Below are 21,387 nucleotides of genomic sequence, written 5' to 3'. Positions count from 1 at the left end.
CAGGGACTTCGGGTTTAATGGGCAAGATCACGGGTTTTCTGGAAATCGAACGGCACGACCGCAAGTACAGCCCGGTCGCCGAGCGCGTGAAGCATTACAAGGAATTCGTCGTTCCGCTCTCCGAGAAGGAGGTGCGCGACCAGGCCGCGCGCTGCATGAACTGCGGCATTCCCTATTGCCACGGCACCGGCTCGGTCGCGCCGGGCACGCCGGGCTGCCCGGTCAACAACCAGATTCCCGACTGGAACGATCTCGTTTACCAGGGCAATTGGGAAGAGGCCTCGCGCAACCTGCACTCGACCAACAATTTCCCGGAGTTCACGGGCCGCATTTGTCCGGCGCCGTGCGAAGCCTCCTGCACGCTCAACATCGACGACAACCCCGTCACCATCAAGACCATCGAATGCGCGATCGTCGACCGCGCCTGGGACAATGGCTGGCTCAAGCCTGAAGTCGCCGCGGAGAAGACCGGCAAGAAGGTCGCGGTGATCGGCTCGGGTCCGGCCGGCATGGCGTGCGCGCAGCAGCTGGCGCGCGCCGGCCACGACGTCCACCTCTACGAGAAGTACGCCAAGGCCGGCGGCCTGCTGCGCTACGGCATCCCCGACTTCAAGATGGAGAAGGGTGTCATCGACCGCCGCGTCAAGCAGATGGAAGCCGAAGGCGTCACCTTCCACTACAACAGCCACGTCGGCGCTGAAGGCAATGTCGATCCGCGCGAGCTGCTCAACGAGTACGACGCGGTCGCGCTGACCGGCGGCGCGGAGGCTCCGCGCGACCTGCCGATCCCCGGCCGCGAGCTCGCCGGCATCCACTACGCCATGGACTTCCTGCCGCAGCAGAACCGCCGCGTCTCCGAGGAGCCGCTCGGCGGCGTCCAGGAGATTTTGGCGGGTGGCAGGCACGTCGTCGTCATCGGCGGCGGCGACACCGGAAGCGATTGCATCGGCACCTCGCTGCGCCAGGGCGCGCTCTCGGTGACCCAGCTCGAGATCATGCCCGCTCCCCCTGAGCGCGAGAACAAAGCCCTCACCTGGCCGAACTGGCCGCTGAAAATGCGGACGTCCTCGAGCCAGGCCGAAGGCGCGGTGCGCGAATACGCCGTGCTGACCCAGAAATTCTCCGGCGAGAACGGCGAGGTCAAGAAGCTGCACTGCGTGCGCGTCGACGACAAGTTCAAGCCGATTGCCGGCACCGAGTTCGAGCTCGACGCCGAGCTCGTCCTGCTCGCGATGGGCTTCGTCCATCCCGTGCACGAGGGCCTCTTGAAGCTGCTCGCGGTCGACCTCGACCCGCGCGGCAACGTCAAGGCCAACACGCTGGACTACCAGACCTCGCGCCCCAACGTGTTCACCGCCGGCGACATGCGCCGCGGCCAGTCGCTGGTGGTCTGGGCGATCCGCGAGGGCCGGCTGTGCGCGCGGTCGATCGATACGTTTTTGATGGGGAAGACGGATCTGCCGCGCTGAGCTTTTGCTCCGCCGTCAGATCAGCAAACGGTGTCATCGCCCGGCTTGACCGGGCGATCCATTATTCCAGAGACAGCTTTAATTGAATCGATGGGCCGCGGCGTACTGGATGCCCCGGTCAAGCCGGGGCATGACGGCGGAGCAAGGGGCAAGACTGTGCGTCAATCCACGCGCACTCACGTCCCCCTCAATTCTGCAGCCTCACCCCCAGCATCACCACCGTGCCCTGCGAGCTCGATCCCGGCTGGTTCGAATCCAGGATGTCGTGGCGCAGCGTGCCCTTGACCCAGATGTTGCGGTTGAGCTTGTAGATCAGGCTGCTTTCGAGCGAGTAGGTCTTGTCGTTGCGGTTCTGGCCCTGGTAGTCGAGCGTGCCGTAGGTGAACTTGCCGACCGCGGTGAGCCAGCGGCGGAAGTCGTGGTCGACTTCGGCGGAGTAGGTGCGCACCAAGACGCCGGAGGAGCCGGGGACCGTGGTCTCCGAGATCTGCGTGTCGGTGAAGAACTTCACCGTGGTGAGGCCGCTCGCGCTCCAGATCAGGGAGCCCGTGGTGAGGAAGCCCGAGAGCTGGCTGAGGCGCGGGTCGGTGTAGCTGCGCGCGGAATAGCCGACCGAGATCTCGCCGGTGAGGATGCGCGAGAACTCGAACGACGAGCCGACCTTGGCATAGCCGCCGTTCGAATCGCGCAAGTAGCCGTTGCGGTCGGCGGCCTGGTCGTGGACACGGGTGTCGCCCTGGACCTCGACGAAGGGTTTCAGGCCGGGCTTGAGGTCGTAGGAGAAGCGGCCGACGCCGCCGTACTGGTTGAAGTTGCGGTCGTCGTTGCTGAAGGTCGAACCGTCGGTGAGCTTGGAATCGGTGTAGGCGGTGCGATCGATGGTGGCGCCGGCGGCGACCTGGAAGCGGTTGAAGGTCTGGTCGAAGCCGAGCGTCGTGCCGTAAGCAGCGTAGACAGGATATTTCTGCAGGCCGGCCTGCACGTTGGGGCTGCCGGGATTGTCGGTGGCGAGCCGCAGGCGCAGCTGCGAGGTCAGCTTGAAATCGCGGGTGACGTCGAGCCGGCCGTCGACATGGCCGTTGAAATCGGGACGGTTGGCCTCGACCGGCGACGGCGAGGCGAAGCCGTTGATCGTCGCCGGCATGTCGTTGGTGTAGCCCGAGAACGAGCCGCGCAGATCGGCGACCAGCGCGTGGCGCTCCCAATCGGACACCACGAGCAGATCGGGCGCGACCACATAGGCGGGCGAGCCGACCGGCTTGTTGAGGCGCGTCGGATTGCTGTCGTAGCCGGCGGAGAGCTCGAGCCCGCCCTTGATCAGGAAGCTGCCGGCATAATCGCCGACCGCGCCGAACGGATCGTCATCGGCCCTGAGACGGCGGCGCAGCGGCTGGCCGGGCGCGTTGCCCGCCATCGCTGCCGGCACCGGCACCTTGTGCGCGGTCTCGGACGGCGGCGGCGCAATGCGCGGTGGGCCGAGCGTCGTGGCCGGCGTTGTTGCGGGTGGCGGCGGCGAACCGGGACCGGCGCGCTTCGGCTTCGGCTGGCCCGGATGGAGCTTGGGCTGCTGCCGCTTGCGGTTGAGCGAATCGTAGCCGGAGCCGCTCGCGCCGGTGGCGGCGGGCAGGCCATAGGTCGGGACCTGACCGACACGCGAGCTCGCCGGCGTCTGCTGGCGCTGGCGCGGGTCGGCATTGGGATCGGGCAGTTTCGGCAACGCGTCGGAGGGCGCCTGCAGAACGCCGGCGGTGCGGCGGGTCGGCAGCGTATCGGGCGAGGCGAAGCCGCCGCGGTTGGGATTGAACAGGTCGGGCGTGAGGCTCTGGGCGGCCGCCGGGCTGCTTCCGAGGGCAGTCAGCGCGAGGCACGGCAAAGCGGCGCGCAGGAAATGCGCGACAGTGCTCCGGCCCCTGCCTGGAGACGACCCCACGATGGAATTACCCCAACGAAATCAAATACTTTCTCGATCATCCCCGCCGGCCGGCCGGAACCATCGTTAATGGAGTTAAAACAATTATGGTTAATGACCCGTTGAGGGCGTTGGGGCGCGCGTCGCCTCGCTGATCGGGGCGTGCTAAGCAGGCGCCAATGGGCGAACGCCCCTCCTCCCTGGACCAGACCATGCCGAGCTCGAAACCGCTGATGACCCAATCATCCGGCTCCATTCCCGATAGCATCGAATCCGCGCTCCGCACCCTGGAGACGGAGAGCGGCGGCATCAACGCGCTCGCCGCCGCGCTGCGCGGCCCGCTGGGCGAGCCCTTCGCCAAGGCGGTCGAACTGATCCGCAACGCCAAGGGTCGCGTCATCGTCACCGGCCTCGGCAAGTCGGGCCATATGGGTCGCAAGATCGCGGCGACCCTGGCCTCGACCGGCACGCCCGCCTTCTTCGTGCACGCCGCCGAAGCCGGCCATGGCGACCTCGGCATGATCACGCCCGACGACGTCATCATGGCGCTGTCCTGGTCCGGCGAGCAGCCGGAGATGAAGAACCTCGTGAACTATTCGGCGCGCTTCGCGATCCCCATGATCGCGGTGACTTCGAACGCTTCGTCGTCGCTCGGCCAGGCCGCCGATCTCGTCATCGAGCTGCCGAAGGCGCGCGAGGCCTGCCCGCACAATCTGGCGCCGACCACCTCGACGCTGATGCAGGCCGCGATCGGCGACGCGCTAGCGATCGCGCTGCTCGAGGGACGCGGCTTCACGGCGCTGGAATTCGCGCATTTCCACCCGGGCGGCAAGCTCGGCGCGATGCTGAAATTCGTCCGCGACTACATGCGCACCGGCGCGGAGATTCCGCTCAAGCCACTCGGCACCGAGATGTCGGAAGCCGTGGTCGAGATGTCGGCCAAGGGGCTCGGCTGCGTCTGCATCGTCAACGATGCGGGCGAGGCCGTCGGCATCATCACCGACGGCGATCTGCGCCGCCACATGCGGCCCGATCTTTTGACGGTGACCGTCGACGAGATCATGACCAAGCAGCCCAAGTCCGTTCCGCCCTCGATGCTCGCGACCGAGATGATCGAGGTGCTGAACACGCGCAAGATCACCACGCTGCTGGTGACGGAAGCGAACAAGGTGGTGGGGATCGTGCACCTGCACGATCTGCTGCGCGCGGGCGTGGCGTAGGGTTTGCGCCCTCTCACCTCGTCATTGCGAGCGCAGCGAAGCAATCCAGACTGCCTCCGCGGAGACAGTCTGGATTGCTTCGTCGCAAGGGCTCCTCGCAATGACGGTGGAGAGACCTACGCCGGAAACCGCGCCGCGTTCTCCTCCAGCGGCAAGCGCAGCCCGTTCGCCAGATACGACACCGTGCGATAGAAGCCGCCCAGCAGCATGATCTCCAGGATCTGCGCCTCGTCGTAATGCGCTGAGAGCGCGGCGAACTCCTCGTCCGTAAGTGTCGCGCGATGATGCAGCGCGTCCACGGCTGCGATCAGCGCCCGCTCGGCCGGCGACCAGCAGGCCGACGTCGCATCACCCAGCACCGTCGCATGCACCTCCTCCGCGGTGAGCTTCGCCGGCCCGGCAAAGATCGCGACATGCACGCCCCATTCGTATTCGCATCCGTTCAGCGCACAGGTGCGGTCGATGACGATCTCGCGCTGGCGCAGCGAGAGCGGCCCCGGATCAAGCAGGCCGCCGGCGCGAAACTTGTCCCAGGCCCGGCCATGGCCCGCCATCACCCGGAACAGCACCAGCGGCGGCGCACCGCGCATGATGCGGTCGAATTGCGCCTGGATCTCCGGGGGATAAGGCGGCGAGAGCGGGGCGATGCGCGGTGAGGCCTGGGACATGAGCGATTTCCATTGCTACATTTATCGTAGCACGACGCTACATTATCCGTAGCAATACGCAAGAGGGCGGCAATGGCGAAACGGCCGACAACAGCAGAACGCAGCGTCCGCGGCTCGCGCACCGGGCGGCCGATCATGGCTTTGCTCGACCTGCTCGGCCGCCGCTGGGCCTTGCGGATCCTGTGGGAGTTGCGCGAAGAGCCCCTCACCTCGCGCGCCCTGCGCAGCGCCTGCGACGAGGCCTCGCCCACGGTGCTGCAGGCACGGCTGACCGAGCTGCGCGAGGCGGGCTTCGTAGAACTGGGTGCCGGTGGAGGTTACGGACTGACGCCGCTGGGCCGGGAATTGTGCGAGACGTTCATGCCGCTGCACAGGTTTGCGGAGAAATGGCGCAACAAGAACGGCGCCTAAGTCCGGCGACGCCGTCTCAACAAACTCGTCATTGCGAGCGAAGCGAAGCAATCCAGACTGCCGCCGCGGAAAGATTCTGGATTGCTTCGTCGCAAGGGCTCCTCGCAATGACGGCGGTTAAGCCGCCGCCACGGTCAGATTCGCGCCGTCGACCTGCACCACTTTCACCCGCGTGCCGGCGGGCGTATCCGGCCCTGCGACACGCCAGACGGTGTCGCCGATCCGCACCGTGCCCGAACCGTCGATGATCGGCTTCTCCAGCGTGAACTCACGGCCGAGCAAGGCTTCGGTGCGCTTGTTGAGGAACGGGCTGGCGCTCGCATCCGGCTTCGGCTTGGCGAGGTGGCGCCAGACCGGCACGGCAGCGGCGGCAAAGATCGCGAACATCACGAGCTGGATCTGCCAGGAGATCGCAGCCGCGAACGAGATCAGGCCGACCAGCAGCGCAGCCAGCCCGAGCCAGAACAGGAAGATGCCCGGCGCCAGCACCTCCAGCGCCATCAGGATGAACCCGAAAATCAGCCAATTCCAGTTGCCGAGCGATACGAACATGTCGGTCATGACACGACCTCTGTAAAATACCTCGTTACTGCGGCGGCACTGCGGGCGGGGTCGGGCCCGACGACGGGACCGATCCGCCGCGGCGCGCGGCAGCGGCTGCGGATGCGGCACTCTCGCCGAACGTCGCCTTGGCGATCTCGCCGATACCGGCGAGCGAGCCAAGCATGCTCACGGCTTCCACCGGCAGCATGATGATCTTCTGGTTCGGCGCATCGGCGAACTGGCCGAACGCCTTGATATATTTGTCGGCGATGAAATAGTTCAACGCGGCGACGTCGCCCTTGGAGATGGCTTCCGACACCACTTGAGTCGCCTTGGCTTCGGCCTCGGCGAGACGCTCGCGCGCCTCGGCGTCGCGGAAGGCGGCCTCGCGGCGGCCTTCGGCCTGGAGGATCTGGCCCTGCTTGGCGCCCTCGGCGCGCAGGATCTCGGACTGGCGCTGGCCTTCGGCCGCGAGAATGTCGGCGCGCTTGACGCGCTCGGCCTTCATCTGCCGACCCATGGCTTCGACGAGGTCAGCGGGCGGCACGATGTCCTTGATCTCGATGCGGTTGACCTTGACGCCCCAGGGCGAGACCGCGGCATCGACCACGCGGAGCAGGCGCTCGTTGATCTCGTCGCGGTGCGACAGCACCTGGTCGAGGTCCATCGAGCCCATCACCGAGCGAATGTTGGTCATTGTGAGCACCGTGATCGCCTGGTTCAGGTTGGCGACCTCGTAGCTCGCCTTGGCGGCATCGAACACCTGGAAGAAGGCGACGCCGTCCACCGTCACGGTGGCGTTGTCCTTGGTGATCACCTCCTGCTCGGGAATGTCGATCACCTGCTCCATCATGTTGATCTTGCGCCCGACGCGATCGAAATAGGGCACGATCAGATTGAGCCCGGCGCTCAGCGTCTGGGTGTATTTGCCGAACCGCTCGATGGTCCAGTCATAGCCCTGCGGCACCGTCTTCACGCCGGCGACCAGCGTGACGATGACGAGCAACACCAGAACGATCGCGAAAATGTCGAAGCCGCTCATTTCTCCTCCAAGGCGGGCAAGACGCCGGGAAAGCCCTTTCCCGCGCTGTCATTGGTCGGGATCACGACCTTACCGGTTCAGCGGTCGCAAGTAACGTCGGTACCGGCGCGATTCTGCACAAGACGCACAGCAAGAGAACGGTCACGATATGTATTTGCGACAGGTTCTTGAAAGAGCGCGGGCGCAGACCTAGCGGCGAACGTTAGGACCTGCGCCGTCACGACGGGCTCTATTCGATGACGTCGTTCGCGATTGCGAGCAGGCCCGGGGCAAGCGTGACGCCAAGCGCCTTGGCCGTCTTCAGGTTGACCGCAAGCTCGAACTTGGTGGGATTTTGCACCGGCAGATCGGCCGGCCGTGCGCCCTTCAGGATCCGATCGATGTAGCCCGCAGCGCGGCGGAGCTGCTCGGCGCTGTCGGTGCTGTAGGACATCAGCCCACCTTCGTCGACGAAGGTGCGGCTCCAGAACACCGCGGGCACGCGCGCCTGTGCGACGGCGGCCAGAAGCTGCGCGCGGTTGGCCATGGTGAAGAAATCCGGCAGGACCAGCAGCCCATCGGCCTTGCGCGAGGCCAGCGCCGCGATCGAGGCCGTGTCATGTACCGGCGCGGGCTCGATCGTCATATGAAGCGCGCGGCCGGCGTCCTCGATGGTGCGCAGCATCAGGGGCGCGAACGGCGCGGTGGCGGGATTGTAGACGATCGCAACGCGGGACACCTTTGGCGTGACCTGCGTCAGCATCTCCAGCCATTTGCCGGCGAGCGGACCGTCGTAGTCGGTAAAGCCGGTGAGGTTGCCGCCGGGATGCGCGAGGTTTTCGACAAAGCCCTGGCTGACGGGATCGGTGACGACGGCGAACACGATCGGGATCGTCGTGGTGCGCCGGCGCAGCTCTTCGACCGAGGGTGTGCCGACCGCGAGCAGGATGTCGGGCTTGAGCGCGATCAGCTCGTCGGCGAGCTGCGCGATGCGGTCACGATTGCCGCCGCCGCTGCGCCAATCAACCTTGAGATTGTCGCGCTCCTTCCAGCCTTGGCCGGCGAGCGCTTCGACCAGGATCATGCTGCGCGTCCGGCCGATCGCATCATCGGCGGCCGTGACCGAGAGCACGCCGAGCCGCCGTATCGCGTTCGGCTGCTGCGCCAGGGTCGGGCCCGGCAGCGCTGTGAGCATTCCAAGAAGCGCCAGGCACCGGCGGCGGTTCATGGGACACCCATCAGATCCAGCCCTGAAGCTCGCGCAGCACCAGGGTGCGGATCACGTCCATGCCCGGTCCGCTGTCGTTGAGGCAGGGGATCGCGGAAAACTGCTCGCCGCCATTGTGCTTGAAGATCTCGGCGTTCTCCTGCGCGATCTCCTCCAGCGTCTCCAGGCAGTCGGCGGAAAAGCCCGGCGTCACCACCGCGATGCGGCGCACGCCTTCCTTGGCGAGCCGCTCCATGGTCTTGTCAGTATAGGGCTGCAGCCACTCGTCGTTGCCGAAGCGCGACTGGAAGGTCAACAGCAGCTTCGTCTCGTCCATGCCGAGCCGGCGGCGCAGCGCCTCGGTCGTTGCGATGCAGTGCTGCTGATAGGGATCGCCCTTGTCGACATAGGCCTTCGGCATGCCGTGGAATGACGCCACGATCAGCTCCGGCTTGAACGACAGCGTCGCCAAATGCCCCTCGATCGAGACGGCGAGCGCCTCGATATAGGCTTCGTCCACGTAATAGGGCGGCGTGATCCGCAGCGTCGGCTGGTTGCGCAGCTGCGCGAGCACCCGGAACACTTCGTCGCAGACCGTCGCCGAGGTCGAGGCCGAATATTGCGGATAAAGGGGGACGGCCAGGATGCGCTCGCAGCCTTTCGCGATCAGCGCGTCGATGCCCGACTTGATCGACGGATTGCCGTAGCGCATCGCCCAATCGACAACGACGTTGTCGCGGTCGGACAAGGCGGCTGCGAGCTTGTCGCGTTGCGACCGCGTGATGGTTTTCAGCGGCGACTCGTTCCGATCATTGTTCCAGATCTTCTGGTAATCGAGCGCCTTGGTACGGGGACGGCTGCGCAGGATGATCCCGTTCAGCACCAGCTTCCAGATCAGGCCCTGGTCCTCGATGACGCGGGCGTCGCTGAGGAACTCCTTGAGGTAGACCCGCACGCCGGGGGCATCGGCCGTATCAGGCGTTCCGAGATTGATCAGGAGCACGCCGACCCTCGGCAGGGCGGATCGGGTGGCCGGTTTCGCAGTCTCGAGGGGGACGACGCTGTTCATGGCTGGTTGGGTCGCGCGTTGGTCCGAACTTGTCAAGATGAGCCGGGGTTCGCTAGGGTCGCACCCAAGGGGGAGGGACGATGACGCTCGCGGAATGGTGTGTCTTCGGGGCGCTGCTGCTCTATCTGTCTACGATCGCCTCGGTCAAATGGATCAGGTTTCGCCGCTTCGACAATTCCCGGCCGCGCGATCCCGCCTTCTACGAGGACGCCTTGTCGCAACGCGCGCTCGGCGCGCACCAGAACGGCATCGAGACGTTTCCGTTCTTCGCGTTCGCGGTGCTGCTCGCCGAATACAGGGAATCGCCGCAGCGGCTGATCGACGAGCTCGCGGCGCTGTTCCTGATCGTCCGGATCGCCTATGTGCTGACCTATCTCGGCAATCGCCCGACGCTGCGCTCGATCCTCTGGAGCATCGGCTTTGCGATCAATCTCGGGATCTTCTTCATGCCGGCGTTGAAGCGGTTTCTGCCAGTGTGAGGCGGCTTCACGTCGAGAGGTGCCGCTCGCGCGTCGCGATCAGCGCCCGCATCGATGCGGGGATCGTGACCGGACGATGGGTCTTCTGGTCCGTGTAGACCCACACGATCTCGCCGGTCACCAGCGCGTCGGCGCCACCCTTCCGGAAGATGGCGAGCTCGAAGACGAGGCTCGAATTGCCGATCCGCGCCACGCGCGCGCCGACGTCGAGCTCCCAGTCGAACCGCACCGGCGCCTTGTACTCGATCAGCGATTTGACGACGTGGAAATCGATGCCGCTCGTCTGCGCATCCGCATATTGGTCAAAGCCCAGCGCACGGAAATATTCGGTGATGGTGGTATCGAAATAGGTCAAATAATGCGCGTTGAAGACAACGCCCTGGCCGTCGATCTCGGAATAGCGCACCCGGAACGGATGGAAGAACCAGAATTGTTCGCGCGACATGGCGTCTCCCGACCAAGATATTTCAGGCTCGTCATTGCGAGGAGCCCTTGCGACGAAGCAATCCAGACTGCCGCCGCGGAGACATTCTGGATTGCGTCGCTGCGCTCGCAATGACGGAGCTGGCGCTCGACCGTCTTTGCCCAATTAGCGCCGAGAAGTGCAGATGCACCCTCAAAAACACGTGGTCCGTTCGGCGGCGATGTAGCCGAACAGGAGGCCGACGCCGAACAGCAGGACCAGGCCCGCGGCGCCGAACTCGATGCCGCGCATGAACAGCGCGCCACCGCCGTCGCGGCCGGCGTTGAGACGGGCGGCGATGTCCTTGGCGGAGACGGCGATAACAGCGATGGCCGCCACCGTGATCGCGGTGCCCAATCCCATCAGGAAGGTGGCGGCGATGCCGGCCCAGAACAGGCCTTGGGCGAGCGCGAACACCAGGACCAGGATCGCGCCCGAGCAGGGGCGGATGCCGACGGTCAGGATCGCCGCGAGGCCGCGCCGCCAGCCGCCGGGACCGGCGAGTTCGCTCGGGGTGGGGCCGTGGGAATGCCCGCAGTGCTCGTCATGGACGTGATCGTGCCCGTGATGGACATGGGCATGGGCATGGGCATGACCGTCGTGATGATGATCGTGGTCATGATGGTCATGCGCATCGTGATGATGGTGATGGCCGTGATCATGGTCGTGCGGCACGCCCGCCATCACCGGCACCGGTTGGGCGGCCTGAAGTGCGCGGATGAACGCGCCGCCCTTGACCCAGACCAGGCGCAGGCCGAACAGCGCGATCAGGACGTAGCTCGCGATCTCGATCACGCCTTCCGCCTTGCACATCGTTTTGGCCGTCGCATTCAGCACCCAGGCCGAAATGCCGACGATGAGGATCGCGACCAGCGACTGCATCAGGGCCGAGGCAAACGACAGCGCGATGCCGCGCCGCGCCGTCTCGCGGTTGGCGACCAGATAGGAGGCGATCACCGCCTTGCCATGGCCGGGACCGGCAGCGTGGAAGATGCCATAGGCGAACGAGATGAAGAGCAGCGTCCACACCGCCGAACCGTCGGACTTGGCGGCGCGGATGGTTGCCGACATCTGGCGATAGAATTCCGACTGCTTGGCCAGGAGCCAGCCGATGAGACCGCTTGCTTCAGGCTCGGCCGCCTGCGCCGGTCGCGGCGCGCCGAACGGGTTTTGCGCAAGGAGATCATGAAGCGCGGCGTCAGTCACGCCGACCACCAGCAGCACAGCGGCAGAGGCGAGCAGACCGCGCGCGAGCGGAGAGAGTTGCGGCTTCAAGGGCAATCCACCGTGATCTTGTTGGCGAACATCATGCCGAAATTCGAGTTCTCGCCGTCCAGGAAGGTCTGCTCGTTCAGCTTCTGGGCGCTCGCGGTGCCGTCGTTCGGCCGCTCCAGCTTCATCTGGCAGCCCGCGGGCGCACCGACCAGCTTGACCGGACTGTCCTTGGCCATCTGGAAGTCGATGAAGAAGGAGCGGTCGAACACTTCGAGCACCAGCTGCTTGGGCTTGACCGGGTTCTTCAGCGGCAAGGTGAAGTGCAGGGTCAGCACCGTGTCCTTGTAGTCGAGGAAATAGTCGACCGGCTCCTGGAATCGCTCCTTCTTGCCGTCGGCTCGCGCAAAGGTGAAGTAGGCGTATTCCTTCAGCGACTCGACATTGGTCTGCGCCAGCGGCTTGAGCTCCTCGCGCGTGTAGGCGCCCTTGGTCTTGCTCTCGAGCCCCTGCACGGCATAGGCCGAGAACATGTCGTCGAAGGTCCAGGCGTAGCGCACGCCGGTGATGCTGCCGTCAGCGGCATAGAGCAATTCGCTGGTCGCGGTGATCCAGACATGTGGATGCGCATTTGCTGCCCCCGCCGCGAGCGTCATCGCGGCGGCGAACAGCATTCCGAACAGGGCCCGCATGCTCATCAGGCCGCCCTGGCGTCGTCGAGCAGACCGCGGCGGCGGAGCAGCGCATCCGGCTCCGGCGGACGGCCGCGGAACGCCTCATAGGCGGCTTCCGGATCGACCGACCCGCCCGACGAATAGATGTCGTCGTGCAGACGCTTGGCCACGGTAGGATCGAAGATGTCCCCGGCCTCCTCGAACGCGCCGAAGGCGTCGGCGTCCATCACCTCCGACCACATGTAGCTGTAATAGCCGGCAGCGTAGTGGTCGCCGGTGAAGATGTGGCCGAACTGCGTCGGACGATGACGCAGCGCGATCTCCTCGGGCATGCCGATCTTCTCCAGCTCGCGTCTTTCGAAGGCGCGGACATCCTCCGCGGCGGCTGCCGGCTGGGTGTGGAATTCCAGGTCCACCAGCGCCGACGAGACGAACTCGACCGTGGCAAAGCCCTGGTTGAATTTCCGCGCGGCGAGGAAGCGTTGCAGCAGGTCGTCCGGCAGCGGCTCGCCGGTCTGGTAGTGGCGGGCGAACTTCTGCAGCACCTCGGGCCGCTCCTGCCAGTGCTCGTAGAGCTGCGAGGGCAGCTCGACGAAATCGGTGAACACCGAGGTGCCCGACAGCGAGGGATAGGTCACGTTGGAGAGCATGCCGTGCAGGCCGTGGCCGAACTCGTGGAACAGGGTGCGGGCATCGTCGGGCGACAGCAGCGACGGCTCGCCGCCCGCGCCCTTGGCGAAATTGCAGATGTTGAGAACGAGCGGCGCGACGTCGCCGTCGAGCTTCTGCTGGTCGCGCAGCGAGGTCATCCAGGCGCCGGAGCGCTTCGATGGCCGGGCGAAGTAGTCGCCATAGAACAGCGCCTTGTGCTTGCCGTCCGGCCCCTTCATCTCCCAGACCCGGACGTCCGGGTGCCAGACCGGAATGTCCTTGCGCTCCTCGAAGGTGACGCCGAACAGGCGCGTGGCACAGTCGAAGGCGGCGGCGATCATGTTGTCGAGGCCGAGATACGGCTTGATCGCGGAATCGTCGAAATTGGCGCGCTGCAGACGGAGCTTCTCGGCGTAGAAGCGCCAGTCCCAGGGGGCGAGCCTGAAATTGCCGCCCTCTTCCGTGATCAGCGCCTGCATCTCGTCGCGGTCGGCAAGCGCGCGGGCCCGGGCCGGCTTCCAGACCCGCTCCAACAGGTTGCGCACCGCGTCCGGCGTCTTGGCCATGGAATCCTCGAGCCGGTAGGCGGCGTAGGTCGGATAGCCCAGGAGCCTGGCGCTCTCCTCGCGCAGCTTCAGGATCTCGACAATGGTCGCGTTGTTGTCGTTGGCGTTGCCGTTGTCGCCGCGCGCGATGAAGGCCTTGTAGACCTTCTCGCGGAGGTCACGCCGGGCGGAGCTCTTCAGGAACGTCTCGACCGAGGAGCGCGAGAGCGTGACGATGGCCTTGCCCGCCATGCCGCGCTCTTCCGCCGCAGCCTTGGCGGCGGCGACAAAGCTCTCCGGCAGGCCCTGGCGATCGGCCTCCCCGAGCTCCATGAACCAGTCCTGCTCGTCGCCGAGCAGATGATGGCTGAAGCCGGTGCCGAGCTGGGCCAGCCGCTCGTTGATCTCGGCCATCCGGGTCTTGGCCTCCTCGGAGAGGCCGGCGCCGGCGCGGTGGAAGCGGGTGTAGGTGCGCTCCAAGAGGCGGAGTTGCTCGGGCGTGAGACCGAGACCCGCGCGGTTCTCGTGCAGATGGGCGATGCGGCCGAACAGCACGGCGTTCATCATGATCGGATTCCAGTGCCGCGCCATCCGCAAGGAGACCTCCTTGTCGATCTCCAGGATGGCCGGATTGGAATGCGCCGAGACGAGGTCGTAGAAGACCGCCGCGACCTTGCTCAGCAGCTTGCCCGAGCGCTCCAGCGCCGTGATGGTGTTGGCGAAGTCGGGCGCCGCGGGATCGTTGGTGATCGCCGCAATCTCGGCGGAATGGTCGGCGAAGGCCTGCTCGAAGGCCGGCAGGAAATGCTCCGGCTTGATCTCGTCGAAAGGCGGGGTCGCGAACGGCGTCACCCAGGCCTTCAGCAGCGGATTGGTCTCGGGGTCCGTAATTTGGCGGGGTTCTGACATCACAAGTCCCGGATTTCGTGGCTCTATTGCTGCGGCCAGCTATAGCACGCGTGGGGCTTTTTTGGGCCGTTTGCCCTTGCTCCCGGCCGCCTTTTCGGGGAGATTGCGGCCCCTCGAAGCCAGGACCCTCTGAAACCATGAACGCGCCTTCCTCATCGTCCCGCCGGATCGTCTGGCCCAGCGTCATCACCGTCATCAGCGCCGCCATCCTGATCGGCGCGGAGGTGTTTGGCGCGGCCTTTGCCGGCGGCTGGGCGCTCGCGATCCTGTTCGGGCTCGGCGACCAGGGCGCCCATATCCTGCAGGCCGTGCTGTTCGCACTCGGCGTGCTCGTGATGACCGCCTTCATCCGCGGCGCTCAGCGCATCGAGCCCTTCACCAAGCGCGGCTGACGCGTCTCGCGCGTGGGCAACACGCGCAGCGCAGCGAAAACTTAACGCGCGTTCATCTCCCGCGTCGCTCGCGCAACAGCGCGCAAGCAGATGTTAGGCAATTCTGTCCGCAGCCTAAAAAAATTCTTGCGAAGCAGAGTCAAAACGCTTATGTGCGGACTTGCCCAATTTCGCACGTGCCTGTGGTCGTGTGTCAGTCGGTAGGTATCCGGACAAGAGGCCGGACAGCCGCCAAGGGGTGAAGAAGCCGAGGGGCTCTTCGGAAGTGCGGAAGTCGGAAGACCGAGGTCGCAAGACCAGAAAGTCGGAAGACGAAGCAAACCCGGAGCGCCCAGCATCTCTCTCAAAGAGATGCCATGTCGAAGGTGACTTCGCTCTTTGCAACCGTGACTGGCAGCCGGAGGCGAACCGGCGCACCCCGCTCTCAACGGGGGACGCGACTTAAAGCAACGACGGATCGGGCTTTTTTGGTCTCTACCGGCATTCCAACGCCGGCGCGGGCTACTGAAAAGGCTTGTCCTTCATTGCCAGGTGAGCGGGCGGGAAACTCTCCCAACCAATCCACGGCAGCACAGTCTGGTTTGAGTTTTTTGGCCTCGACGCGCCTCCATCGCGCGATGCGGCCGAAGCACTCTCATCAGACGTCATGTTGATACGGCTCCCGTCGCTGGGGCCGTTGGAGAGTGCCATGACCGAACGTATCCAGGAATTCCTGCGCAACCGCCGCAACGAAGGCCTCGACATCGAGCCGTGCCTCGTCGTCGACCTCGAGGTCGTGCGCGACAATTACCAGAGCTTCGCCAAGGCGCTGCCCGACAGCCGCGTGTTCTATGCCGTCAAGGCGAACCCGGCGCCGGAAGTGCTGGCCCTGCTCGCCTCCAGGGGCTCCTGCTTCGACACCGCCACGGTCGCCGAGATCGAGATGGCGCTGGCCGCGGGTGCGACGCCCGACCGCATCTCCTTCGGCAACACGATCAAGAAGGAGCGCGACATCGCGCGCGCCTTCGCGCTCGGCATTCGGCTGTTCGCGGTCGATTGCGCCGCCGAGGTCGAGAAGGTCGCCCGTGCCGCCCCCGGTGCGAAGGTGTTCTGCCGCATCCTCTATGACTGCGCCGGCGCCGAGTGGCCGCTGTCGCGCAAGTTCGGCTGCGACCCGGAAATGGCGGTCGAGGTGCTCGACCTCGCCAAGCGCCTGGGCCTGGAGCCGTGCGGCATCTCCTTCCATGTCGGCTCGCAGCAGCGCAAGGTGAAGGCGTGGGACCGTGCGCTGGCGATGGCCTCGCAAGTGTTCCGCGACTGCGCCGAGCGCGGCATCAACCTGTCCATGGTCAACATGGGCGGCGGCTTCCCGACCAAGTACCTGAAGGACGTGCCGCCGGTCGTGACCTACGGCCGCTCGATCTTCCGCGCGCTGCGCAAGCACTTCGGCAACCAGATCCCGGAGACCATCATCGAGCCGGGCCGCGGCATGGTGGGCAACGCCGGCATCATCGAATCCGAGGTCGTGCTCATCTCGAAGAAGAGCGACGAGGACGAGGTGCGCTGGGTGTACCTGGACATCGGCAAGTTCGGCGGTCTCGCCGAGACCATGGACGAGTCGATCCGCTACGCCATCCGCACCCGTCATGACGGTGCGGACATGACGCCGTGCGTGCTCGCGGGTCCGACCTGCGACAGCGCCGACGTGCTGTACGAGAAGAACCCGTATCCGCTTCCCGTCACGCTCGAGATCGGCGACAAGGTGCTGATCGAAGGCACCGGGGCCTATACGTCGACCTACTCGTCGGTGGCGTTCAACGGCATCCCGCCGCTGAAGACGTATCACATCTGATCCGCCTCTTGGTTCTAGAGGCCTGACGAACCCGGGAGCCGGTCCGCCGGCTCCTCATCCACCATTTAGATTTCTGACGACGTCTTGGACAGGCGTGCTGCGCGCACGCCGGTTCAAGCGGGGACTGACGTGCCATGACTGCTCCTCGGAAGCCGCAAGTTGCCCTCACCTCGAAAGCCGCTCCGTTCGTGATCCGCGCGGAACGTGCTAGCGACGTCGCGACGCGCGAAACGCTGCTCGATGCCTGCTTTGGCGAGAACCGCCACGGCCGCACCTGCCAGCGCCTGCGCGACGGACGCGCGCCCGCTGCAGGCCTTGCCCTGTCGGCGATGCGCGAGGGCAAGCTCGTGGGAACCGTGCGGCTGTGGCATGTCAGCGCCGGAGGCAGGCCCGCTCTGGTTCTCGGACCGCTGGCGGTCGACCCTGCCTGCCGCGAGCTCGGGATCGGCGCCGCGCTGATGCATCAAGCGCTGGCCGCCGCCCGGGCGCGCGGGCATGACGCCGTGATCCTGCTCGGCGATGCCCCCTATTACGCCCGCTTCGGCTTCTCGGCCGACAAGACGGCCGAACTCTCGCTGCCCGGCCCGTTCGAGCGCGACCGCCTACTAGCGATCGAGTTCACCGATGGTGCGCTCGATGGCGCCGCCGGGATGATCGTCCCGACCGGCGCGGCCCTGCCCAAACGGAGGTCGGTTCGCGCGCCTGAGGCGCACGCGGCCTGAGGGATCGCTCCTGTAGCGACGACCTAGGCCGCATCGAGCGGCAACGCCCTGCCGCGCCTGCGCGAGGCCCTTTTCCTTTGGGGTTGCGCAGGCCCCCGAAACGCCCTTTAAACCCCGCGAAACACCCCTTCAGTCGAGGCCCATGACCATGTCCCGTCGCCTGATCTCCACCGGCTCCCCGCTCGAGAAGACCGTCGGCTACAGCCGTGCCGTGATCGACGGCGAGTTCGCCTTCGTCGCGGGAACCACCGGCTATGACTACACCACGATGACGATGCCGGCAGATGTCACGAGCCAGTCACGCAACTGCTTCAAGACCATCGCCGCCGCACTGACGGAGGGCGGCTTCGAGATGGCCGATATCGTCCGTGCGACCTACTACGTGACCGACGCCAGCTACATCGACGCCCACTTCGCCGTCTGCGGCGAGGTCCTCGGCGACATCAGGCCGGCGGCGACGTTGCTGGTCGTCAGCGCCCTCGCCAGGCCCGAGATGAAGGTCGAGATCGAAGTCACCGCCAAGCGCCGCGGCACCTAAAAAGCGCCGCAGCATCTGACAAGCGCCGCAGCGCCTGATCCATCCCTCACTGCCAGCACTTTCCGGAGAACCCATCCCATGAGCCCTCCCTCGCAGATCTACGCGAAGATCACCGGCCCCATCGTCATGGTCGGATTCGGCTCCATCGGCAAAGGCACACTGCCCTTGATCGAGCGGCATCTCGACTACGACAAGTCGCGCATCACCGTGCTCGATCCCAAGGACGAGGGCCGCAAGGCACTTTGCGAGAAGCACAATGTCCGCTTCATCCAGAAGGGCCTGACCAAGGACAATTACCGCGAGGTTCTGACCCCGCTGCTAACCGAGGGCGGCGGCCAGGGCTTTTGCGTCAATCTCTCGGTCGATACCGGCTCGACCGACATCATGGAGCTCTGCAACGAGCTCGGCGCGCTCTACATCGACACCGTCAACGAGCCCTGGCTCGGGTTCTATTTCGATCCCTCGAAGGGCCCGGAAGCGCGCTCCAACTACGCGCTGCGCGAAACGACGCTGGCCGCCAAGAAGGCCCGTCCAGCCGGCTCGACCACGGCCGTCTCCTGCTGCGGCGCCAATCCGGGCATGGTCTCCTTCTTCGTCAAGCAGGCGCTGCTCAATGTCGCCGCCGATCTGAAGCTCAATGCCCCCAGGCCGAAGACCAAGGGCGAATGGGCGGATTTGATGCGGCAGGCCGGCATCAAGGGCATCCACATCGCCGAGCGCGACACCCAGCGCTCGAAGAAGCCGAAGGAGCCTGACGTCTTCGTCAACACCTGGTCGGTGGAAGGCTTCCTGTCGGAAGGCATGCAGCCATCCGAGCTCGGCTGGGGCACCCATGAGAAATGGATGCCCGAGAATGCGCACACCCATGAAGCCGGCTGCGGCGCCGCCATCTACCTGATGCAGCCCGGCGCCAACACGCGCGTGCGCACCTGGTGCCCGACCCGCGGCGCCCAGTATGGCTTCCTGGTCACCCACAACGAGTCGATCTCGATCGCCGATTATTTCACCGTGCGCGATGCGTCGGGCAAGGCGATCTACCGGCCGACCTGCCACTATGCCTATCATCCGGCCGACGATGCCGTGCTGTCGCTGCATGAAATGTTCGGCCGCGCCGGGAAGATGCAGGAGAAGCACCACATCCTCGACGAGAACGAGATCGTCGACGGCATCGACGAGCTCGGCGTGCTGCTGTTCGGCCATGACAAGAATGCCTATTGGTTCGGCTCGCAGCTCTCCATCGAAGAGACGCGCGAGCTCGCGCCCTACCAGAACGCCACCGGCCTGCAGGTGACCTCCGCCGTGCTCGGCGGCATGGTCTGGGCGCTGGAGAACCCCAACGAGGGCATCGTCGAGGCCGACGAGATGGATTTCGAGCGCCTGCTCGAAATTCAGCTGCCCTATCTCGGCCCGGTGAAGGGTTTTTATACCGACTGGACCCCGCTGACGGATCGTCCCGGACTGTTCCCGGAAGATATCGACAGCAGCGACCCCTGGCAGTTCCGGAATATTCTGGTGCGGTAAGGGGGCAAGCCGCTCGACTGTCATGCCCCGGCTTGACCGGGGCATCCAGTACGCCGCGGCTTCTCCGCATTCCATAGCTGTCTCTGGAATACTGGATCGCCCGGTCAAGCCGGGCGATGACACCGTCTCGGTATAGAGAGCTCGTTCCCCGCCTACTTCTTCTCGATCGGCGGCGCGATCTTCTCGGCCGGGGCCGGCGGCAGTGCTGGTTTGGCCGCGCCTGCCGCGCCCTGCGTCTGCGGCTCCGGCCGCGCGGGCTCGGGGGCCGGCGTGGTCGGCCGGTCGCCGCCGGGCTTCGCCTCCGCGGGCACCTTGCTCTGTTCGTCGGACGGGGTGCCCTGGAGCGGGGGCGTCGCCTGTGCCAGCTGCATCCGGCTTTCGGCGCGGATTTGCGCCAGCGACATCACCGACACCACAACGCCTGCTGCGAACAGCGCACCGGCGATTGTCAGGTTGAGCTTCAGTCTGTGCTTGTCATCTCGGCCCGGCATGTCGATCACCGCCTTTGTCCTGGGGATCAACGAAATTGGGGCCCGCCGGTTCCGGCCGGTCAGCGGGCTGAGGGGAACTGAAATTCACGAGGAACGCCGGACTCGTTCTCAACCGAAAGGGTGGCAGTCGCCTCCTTTTCGACGATGGTTAGCTTCGGTGCGGGTTCCTTGTACCAATAGACCCAGTTTGTCACGCTCCGTCTCGCTCCCGGCGCACCCACCATGTCGCGCGCGAGCAAGCGATCGCCCGATCTTGAAAAGACAACGAGCTGATACGGATTCCAAAGCATCACATGGGAAAGCCCGACTACATATTTCAGATCGGGCGAAATCCAGATGTATGTCAGCGCCGGCACGGGGCGGCGAAACAGTTCGGTCCCCATCGAGGTGTCGCGCAGGCGCAAATAGGAATAGTCATTGTCCGCTGTGAAAGGATCTCTTGTCGAAGAGATCATCTTCCATCGTGCATTCTGGCTTGCGCCGCCCCAATCGTGATGATGCTCCGCGCGAAGCGTACCTGCCTCAACCGAGAGGTCGACAACTCCGCGATAGCCGACCATATCCGCCCGAGCCGGAATGGCCATGAGAACCGACAGCCCGAGTACTATCCGCATGATCATGGGCGACAGTTACCACAACTAACAGCTGCTGCCACTTGGGTCTGAACATTTCCACGAACGAAGGCCTACCCGTCGAGCGTCACTCCGTCGTGCTGACTTGCCAGGTCGCATGCCGCACGCCTGGGAGATGCTGCAGATCGGTCGCGACCGCGTTCAGCTCGTTCGGGTCGACCGCGCTCGCAACCAGCCTGGCGGCGATCTCCAGAATGTCCTCGCTGATCTCGGCGACTTCGATATCGGCCACCGCATATTTCGCCGCCTCGAGCTTGTCGACGAGGCGGTCGCGCATGTCGGGCAATGCGTCGGCCGCCACCGCGAGCTTGAAATAGTAGGTCGCCTCCAGCGCCTTCTCATTCAGCGGGATGCGGTTGATGGCGTTGACCAGCGGGCGCAGCATGGTGTTGCCGGCGATGACGAACACGGTCAGCGCGGCCGCCTGCGCGACCATGTCGGCGCCGGCGCAGGAGCCGACCGCGGCCGAGGCCCATAGCGTCGCTGCCGTATTGAGGCCGCGCACGTCCATGCCCTGCTTCATGATGACACCGGCGCCGAGGAAGCCGATGCCGGAGACGACGTAGGAGATCACCCGCACCGCGCCGTCGGCGCCGGTCAGATGCATGGCGAGATCGACGAAGGCGGCCGCTCCCACCGCAACCAGCACGTTGGTGCGGAGCCCCGCGGTGCGCTGGCGGTACTGCCGCTCGGCGCCGATCAAGGTGCCCAGCACGAAGGCCGTGATCAGGCTGATCAGCGTGTCGGCGAAATCAGCAAGCTGGAAAGTCGTTAGAAACCGCATGAATGTGAGCTGCCGTAGCGTGGGCA

At 65.4% G+C, this 21,387-nt stretch carries 22 protein-coding genes; 9 read left to right on the top strand and 13 right to left on the bottom strand.

Annotation, left to right across the window (positions count from 1 at the left end; genetic code table 11):
• The first annotated feature begins 17 nt into the window (after positions 1-17).
• On the top strand, positions 18-1,469 hold the full coding sequence (locus AB7M16_RS23495; RefSeq protein WP_453945361.1) for a glutamate synthase subunit beta: 1,452 nt from the start codon (positions 18-20) through the stop codon (positions 1,467-1,469).
• A gap of 187 nt (positions 1,470-1,656) precedes the next feature.
• Here the strand turns inward: AB7M16_RS23495 and AB7M16_RS23490 are convergent, their stop codons facing one another.
• On the bottom strand, positions 1,657-3,399 hold the full coding sequence (locus AB7M16_RS23490) for an outer membrane beta-barrel protein (RefSeq protein WP_453945360.1): 1,743 nt from the start codon (positions 3,397-3,399) through the stop codon (positions 1,657-1,659).
• 191 nt (positions 3,400-3,590) lie between these two features.
• On the opposite strand from AB7M16_RS23490, the gene AB7M16_RS23485 reads away from it, so the two are divergent.
• Complete coding sequence (locus tag AB7M16_RS23485) at positions 3,591-4,598, top strand: KpsF/GutQ family sugar-phosphate isomerase (RefSeq protein ID WP_439365628.1); 1,008 nt, start codon at positions 3,591-3,593, stop codon at positions 4,596-4,598.
• 116 nt (positions 4,599-4,714) lie between these two features.
• Here AB7M16_RS23485 and AB7M16_RS23480 read toward each other — a convergent pair whose 3' ends face one another.
• The gene (locus AB7M16_RS23480; RefSeq protein WP_453945359.1) at positions 4,715-5,266 is read right to left on the bottom strand and encodes a carboxymuconolactone decarboxylase family protein; all 552 of its coding nucleotides are present in this window, start codon (positions 5,264-5,266) and stop codon (positions 4,715-4,717) included.
• 72 nt (positions 5,267-5,338) lie between these two features.
• On the opposite strand from AB7M16_RS23480, the gene AB7M16_RS23475 reads away from it, so the two are divergent.
• Positions 5,339-5,677, top strand: a complete 339-nt coding sequence (locus AB7M16_RS23475; protein WP_212254081.1) for a winged helix-turn-helix transcriptional regulator — start codon at positions 5,339-5,341, stop codon at positions 5,675-5,677.
• Positions 5,678-5,794: 117 nt separating this feature from the next.
• Here the strand turns inward: AB7M16_RS23475 and AB7M16_RS23470 are convergent, their stop codons facing one another.
• From AB7M16_RS23470 to hemH, 4 genes are all read right to left on the bottom strand, one after another.
• A complete protein-coding gene (locus AB7M16_RS23470; RefSeq protein ID WP_172785001.1) occupies positions 5,795-6,238 on the bottom strand; it encodes an NfeD family protein in 444 nt (147 codons plus the stop codon).
• A gap of 25 nt (positions 6,239-6,263) precedes the next feature.
• The gene (locus tag AB7M16_RS23465) at positions 6,264-7,262 is read right to left on the bottom strand and encodes an SPFH domain-containing protein (protein ID WP_453945358.1); all 999 of its coding nucleotides are present in this window, start codon (positions 7,260-7,262) and stop codon (positions 6,264-6,266) included.
• A 229-nt stretch (positions 7,263-7,491) separates the two neighbouring features.
• On the bottom strand, positions 7,492-8,469 hold the full coding sequence (locus AB7M16_RS23460) for an ABC transporter substrate binding protein (protein ID WP_439365626.1): 978 nt from the start codon (positions 8,467-8,469) through the stop codon (positions 7,492-7,494).
• A gap of 10 nt (positions 8,470-8,479) precedes the next feature.
• Positions 8,480-9,517, bottom strand: a complete 1,038-nt coding sequence (hemH, locus tag AB7M16_RS23455) for a ferrochelatase (RefSeq protein WP_172785004.1) — start codon at positions 9,515-9,517, stop codon at positions 8,480-8,482.
• 80 nt (positions 9,518-9,597) lie between these two features.
• Between hemH and AB7M16_RS23450 the strand changes: the two genes are divergently transcribed.
• Positions 9,598-9,996 carry an MAPEG family protein gene (locus AB7M16_RS23450; RefSeq protein WP_172785005.1) on the top strand — a complete coding sequence of 133 codons (399 nt, stop codon included), beginning with the start codon at positions 9,598-9,600 and terminating at the stop codon, positions 9,994-9,996.
• Positions 9,997-10,003: 7 nt separating this feature from the next.
• On the opposite strand, the gene AB7M16_RS23445 is transcribed toward AB7M16_RS23450, so the two are convergent.
• The 4 genes from AB7M16_RS23445 to AB7M16_RS23430 form a co-directional block, all read right to left on the bottom strand.
• Complete coding sequence (locus AB7M16_RS23445; protein WP_439402175.1) at positions 10,004-10,441, bottom strand: YbgC/FadM family acyl-CoA thioesterase; 438 nt, start codon at positions 10,439-10,441, stop codon at positions 10,004-10,006.
• A 171-nt stretch (positions 10,442-10,612) separates the two neighbouring features.
• Positions 10,613-11,734: a nickel/cobalt transporter gene (locus AB7M16_RS23440; RefSeq protein WP_453945357.1), complete on the bottom strand. Its 1,122-nt coding sequence runs from the start codon at positions 11,732-11,734 to the stop codon at positions 10,613-10,615.
• Positions 11,731-12,369, bottom strand: coding sequence for a DUF1007 family protein (locus AB7M16_RS23435; RefSeq protein ID WP_453945356.1), 639 nt, complete (start codon positions 12,367-12,369; stop codon positions 11,731-11,733). Before AB7M16_RS23435 ends, AB7M16_RS23440 begins: the two co-directional genes overlap by 4 nt.
• Positions 12,369-14,450, bottom strand: coding sequence for a M3 family metallopeptidase (locus AB7M16_RS23430; protein WP_453945355.1), 2,082 nt, complete (start codon positions 14,448-14,450; stop codon positions 12,369-12,371). Before AB7M16_RS23430 ends, AB7M16_RS23435 begins: the two co-directional genes overlap by 1 nt.
• 137 nt (positions 14,451-14,587) lie before the next feature.
• On the opposite strand from AB7M16_RS23430, the gene AB7M16_RS23425 reads away from it, so the two are divergent.
• From AB7M16_RS23425 to AB7M16_RS23405, 5 genes are all read left to right on the top strand, one after another.
• Positions 14,588-14,842 carry a hypothetical protein gene (locus tag AB7M16_RS23425; RefSeq protein WP_172785010.1) on the top strand — a complete coding sequence of 85 codons (255 nt, stop codon included), beginning with the start codon at positions 14,588-14,590 and terminating at the stop codon, positions 14,840-14,842.
• Between the two features lie 688 nt (positions 14,843-15,530).
• Positions 15,531-16,673: a type III PLP-dependent enzyme gene (locus AB7M16_RS23420; RefSeq protein WP_453945354.1), complete on the top strand. Its 1,143-nt coding sequence runs from the start codon at positions 15,531-15,533 to the stop codon at positions 16,671-16,673.
• A 134-nt stretch (positions 16,674-16,807) separates the two neighbouring features.
• Complete coding sequence (locus tag AB7M16_RS23415; protein WP_260381977.1) at positions 16,808-17,395, top strand: GNAT family N-acetyltransferase; 588 nt, start codon at positions 16,808-16,810, stop codon at positions 17,393-17,395.
• Positions 17,396-17,543: 148 nt separating this feature from the next.
• Positions 17,544-17,933 carry a RidA family protein gene (locus AB7M16_RS23410; protein ID WP_453947251.1) on the top strand — a complete coding sequence of 130 codons (390 nt, stop codon included), beginning with the start codon at positions 17,544-17,546 and terminating at the stop codon, positions 17,931-17,933.
• 78 nt (positions 17,934-18,011) lie between these two features.
• Positions 18,012-19,454, top strand: a complete 1,443-nt coding sequence (locus tag AB7M16_RS23405) for a homospermidine synthase (RefSeq protein WP_453945353.1) — start codon at positions 18,012-18,014, stop codon at positions 19,452-19,454.
• A gap of 152 nt (positions 19,455-19,606) precedes the next feature.
• Here the strand turns inward: AB7M16_RS23405 and AB7M16_RS23400 are convergent, their stop codons facing one another.
• The 3 genes from AB7M16_RS23400 to AB7M16_RS23390 all read right to left on the bottom strand — a co-directional run bounded on the left by AB7M16_RS23400 (position 19,607) and on the right by AB7M16_RS23390 (position 21,361).
• Entirely contained in the window at positions 19,607-19,945 is a 339-nt protein-coding gene (locus AB7M16_RS23400) for a hypothetical protein (RefSeq protein ID WP_172785014.1), read from the bottom strand.
• 59 nt (positions 19,946-20,004) lie between these two features.
• A complete protein-coding gene (locus tag AB7M16_RS23395) occupies positions 20,005-20,565 on the bottom strand; it encodes a hypothetical protein (protein ID WP_453945352.1) in 561 nt (186 codons plus the stop codon).
• A gap of 79 nt (positions 20,566-20,644) precedes the next feature.
• Positions 20,645-21,361, bottom strand: a complete 717-nt coding sequence (locus tag AB7M16_RS23390) for an MgtC/SapB family protein (protein ID WP_453945351.1) — start codon at positions 21,359-21,361, stop codon at positions 20,645-20,647.
• Positions 21,362-21,387: the final 26 nt, after the last annotated feature.

Source organism: Bradyrhizobium sp. USDA 372 (assembly GCF_053629095.1).
The sequence above is the reverse complement of the archived record's forward strand: the minus strand, read 5'-3'. Positions and strand labels throughout refer to the sequence as shown.

What these genes read in the sequence shown, in the direction of transcription:
- hemH (WP_172785004.1), bottom strand. Translation starts at nt 9,517, where the DNA reads ATGAACAGCGTCGTCCCCCTCGAGACTGCGAAACCGGCCACCCGATCC.
- AB7M16_RS23435 (WP_453945356.1), bottom strand. Translation starts at nt 12,369, where the DNA reads ATGAGCATGCGGGCCCTGTTCGGAATGCTGTTCGCCGCCGCGATGACG.
- AB7M16_RS23410 (WP_453947251.1), top strand. Translation starts at nt 17,544, where the DNA reads ATGTCCCGTCGCCTGATCTCCACCGGCTCCCCGCTCGAGAAGACCGTC.
- AB7M16_RS23420 (WP_453945354.1), top strand. Translation starts at nt 15,531, where the DNA reads ATGACCGAACGTATCCAGGAATTCCTGCGCAACCGCCGCAACGAAGGC.
- AB7M16_RS23495 (WP_453945361.1), top strand. Translation starts at nt 18, where the DNA reads ATGGGCAAGATCACGGGTTTTCTGGAAATCGAACGGCACGACCGCAAG.
- AB7M16_RS23425 (WP_172785010.1), top strand. Translation starts at nt 14,588, where the DNA reads ATGAACGCGCCTTCCTCATCGTCCCGCCGGATCGTCTGGCCCAGCGTC.
- AB7M16_RS23480 (WP_453945359.1), bottom strand. Translation starts at nt 5,266, where the DNA reads ATGTCCCAGGCCTCACCGCGCATCGCCCCGCTCTCGCCGCCTTATCCC.
- AB7M16_RS23475 (WP_212254081.1), top strand. Translation starts at nt 5,339, where the DNA reads ATGGCGAAACGGCCGACAACAGCAGAACGCAGCGTCCGCGGCTCGCGC.
- AB7M16_RS23405 (WP_453945353.1), top strand. Translation starts at nt 18,012, where the DNA reads ATGAGCCCTCCCTCGCAGATCTACGCGAAGATCACCGGCCCCATCGTC.
- AB7M16_RS23415 (WP_260381977.1), top strand. Translation starts at nt 16,808, where the DNA reads ATGACTGCTCCTCGGAAGCCGCAAGTTGCCCTCACCTCGAAAGCCGCT.
- AB7M16_RS23400 (WP_172785014.1), bottom strand. Translation starts at nt 19,945, where the DNA reads ATGCCGGGCCGAGATGACAAGCACAGACTGAAGCTCAACCTGACAATC.
- AB7M16_RS23460 (WP_439365626.1), bottom strand. Translation starts at nt 8,469, where the DNA reads ATGAACCGCCGCCGGTGCCTGGCGCTTCTTGGAATGCTCACAGCGCTG.
- AB7M16_RS23430 (WP_453945355.1), bottom strand. Translation starts at nt 14,450, where the DNA reads ATGTCAGAACCCCGCCAAATTACGGACCCCGAGACCAATCCGCTGCTG.
- AB7M16_RS23450 (WP_172785005.1), top strand. Translation starts at nt 9,598, where the DNA reads ATGACGCTCGCGGAATGGTGTGTCTTCGGGGCGCTGCTGCTCTATCTG.
- AB7M16_RS23395 (WP_453945352.1), bottom strand. Translation starts at nt 20,565, where the DNA reads ATGATCATGCGGATAGTACTCGGGCTGTCGGTTCTCATGGCCATTCCG.
- AB7M16_RS23465 (WP_453945358.1), bottom strand. Translation starts at nt 7,262, where the DNA reads ATGAGCGGCTTCGACATTTTCGCGATCGTTCTGGTGTTGCTCGTCATC.
- AB7M16_RS23470 (WP_172785001.1), bottom strand. Translation starts at nt 6,238, where the DNA reads ATGACCGACATGTTCGTATCGCTCGGCAACTGGAATTGGCTGATTTTC.
- AB7M16_RS23445 (WP_439402175.1), bottom strand. Translation starts at nt 10,441, where the DNA reads ATGTCGCGCGAACAATTCTGGTTCTTCCATCCGTTCCGGGTGCGCTAT.
- AB7M16_RS23485 (WP_439365628.1), top strand. Translation starts at nt 3,591, where the DNA reads ATGCCGAGCTCGAAACCGCTGATGACCCAATCATCCGGCTCCATTCCC.
- AB7M16_RS23390 (WP_453945351.1), bottom strand. Translation starts at nt 21,361, where the DNA reads ATGCGGTTTCTAACGACTTTCCAGCTTGCTGATTTCGCCGACACGCTG.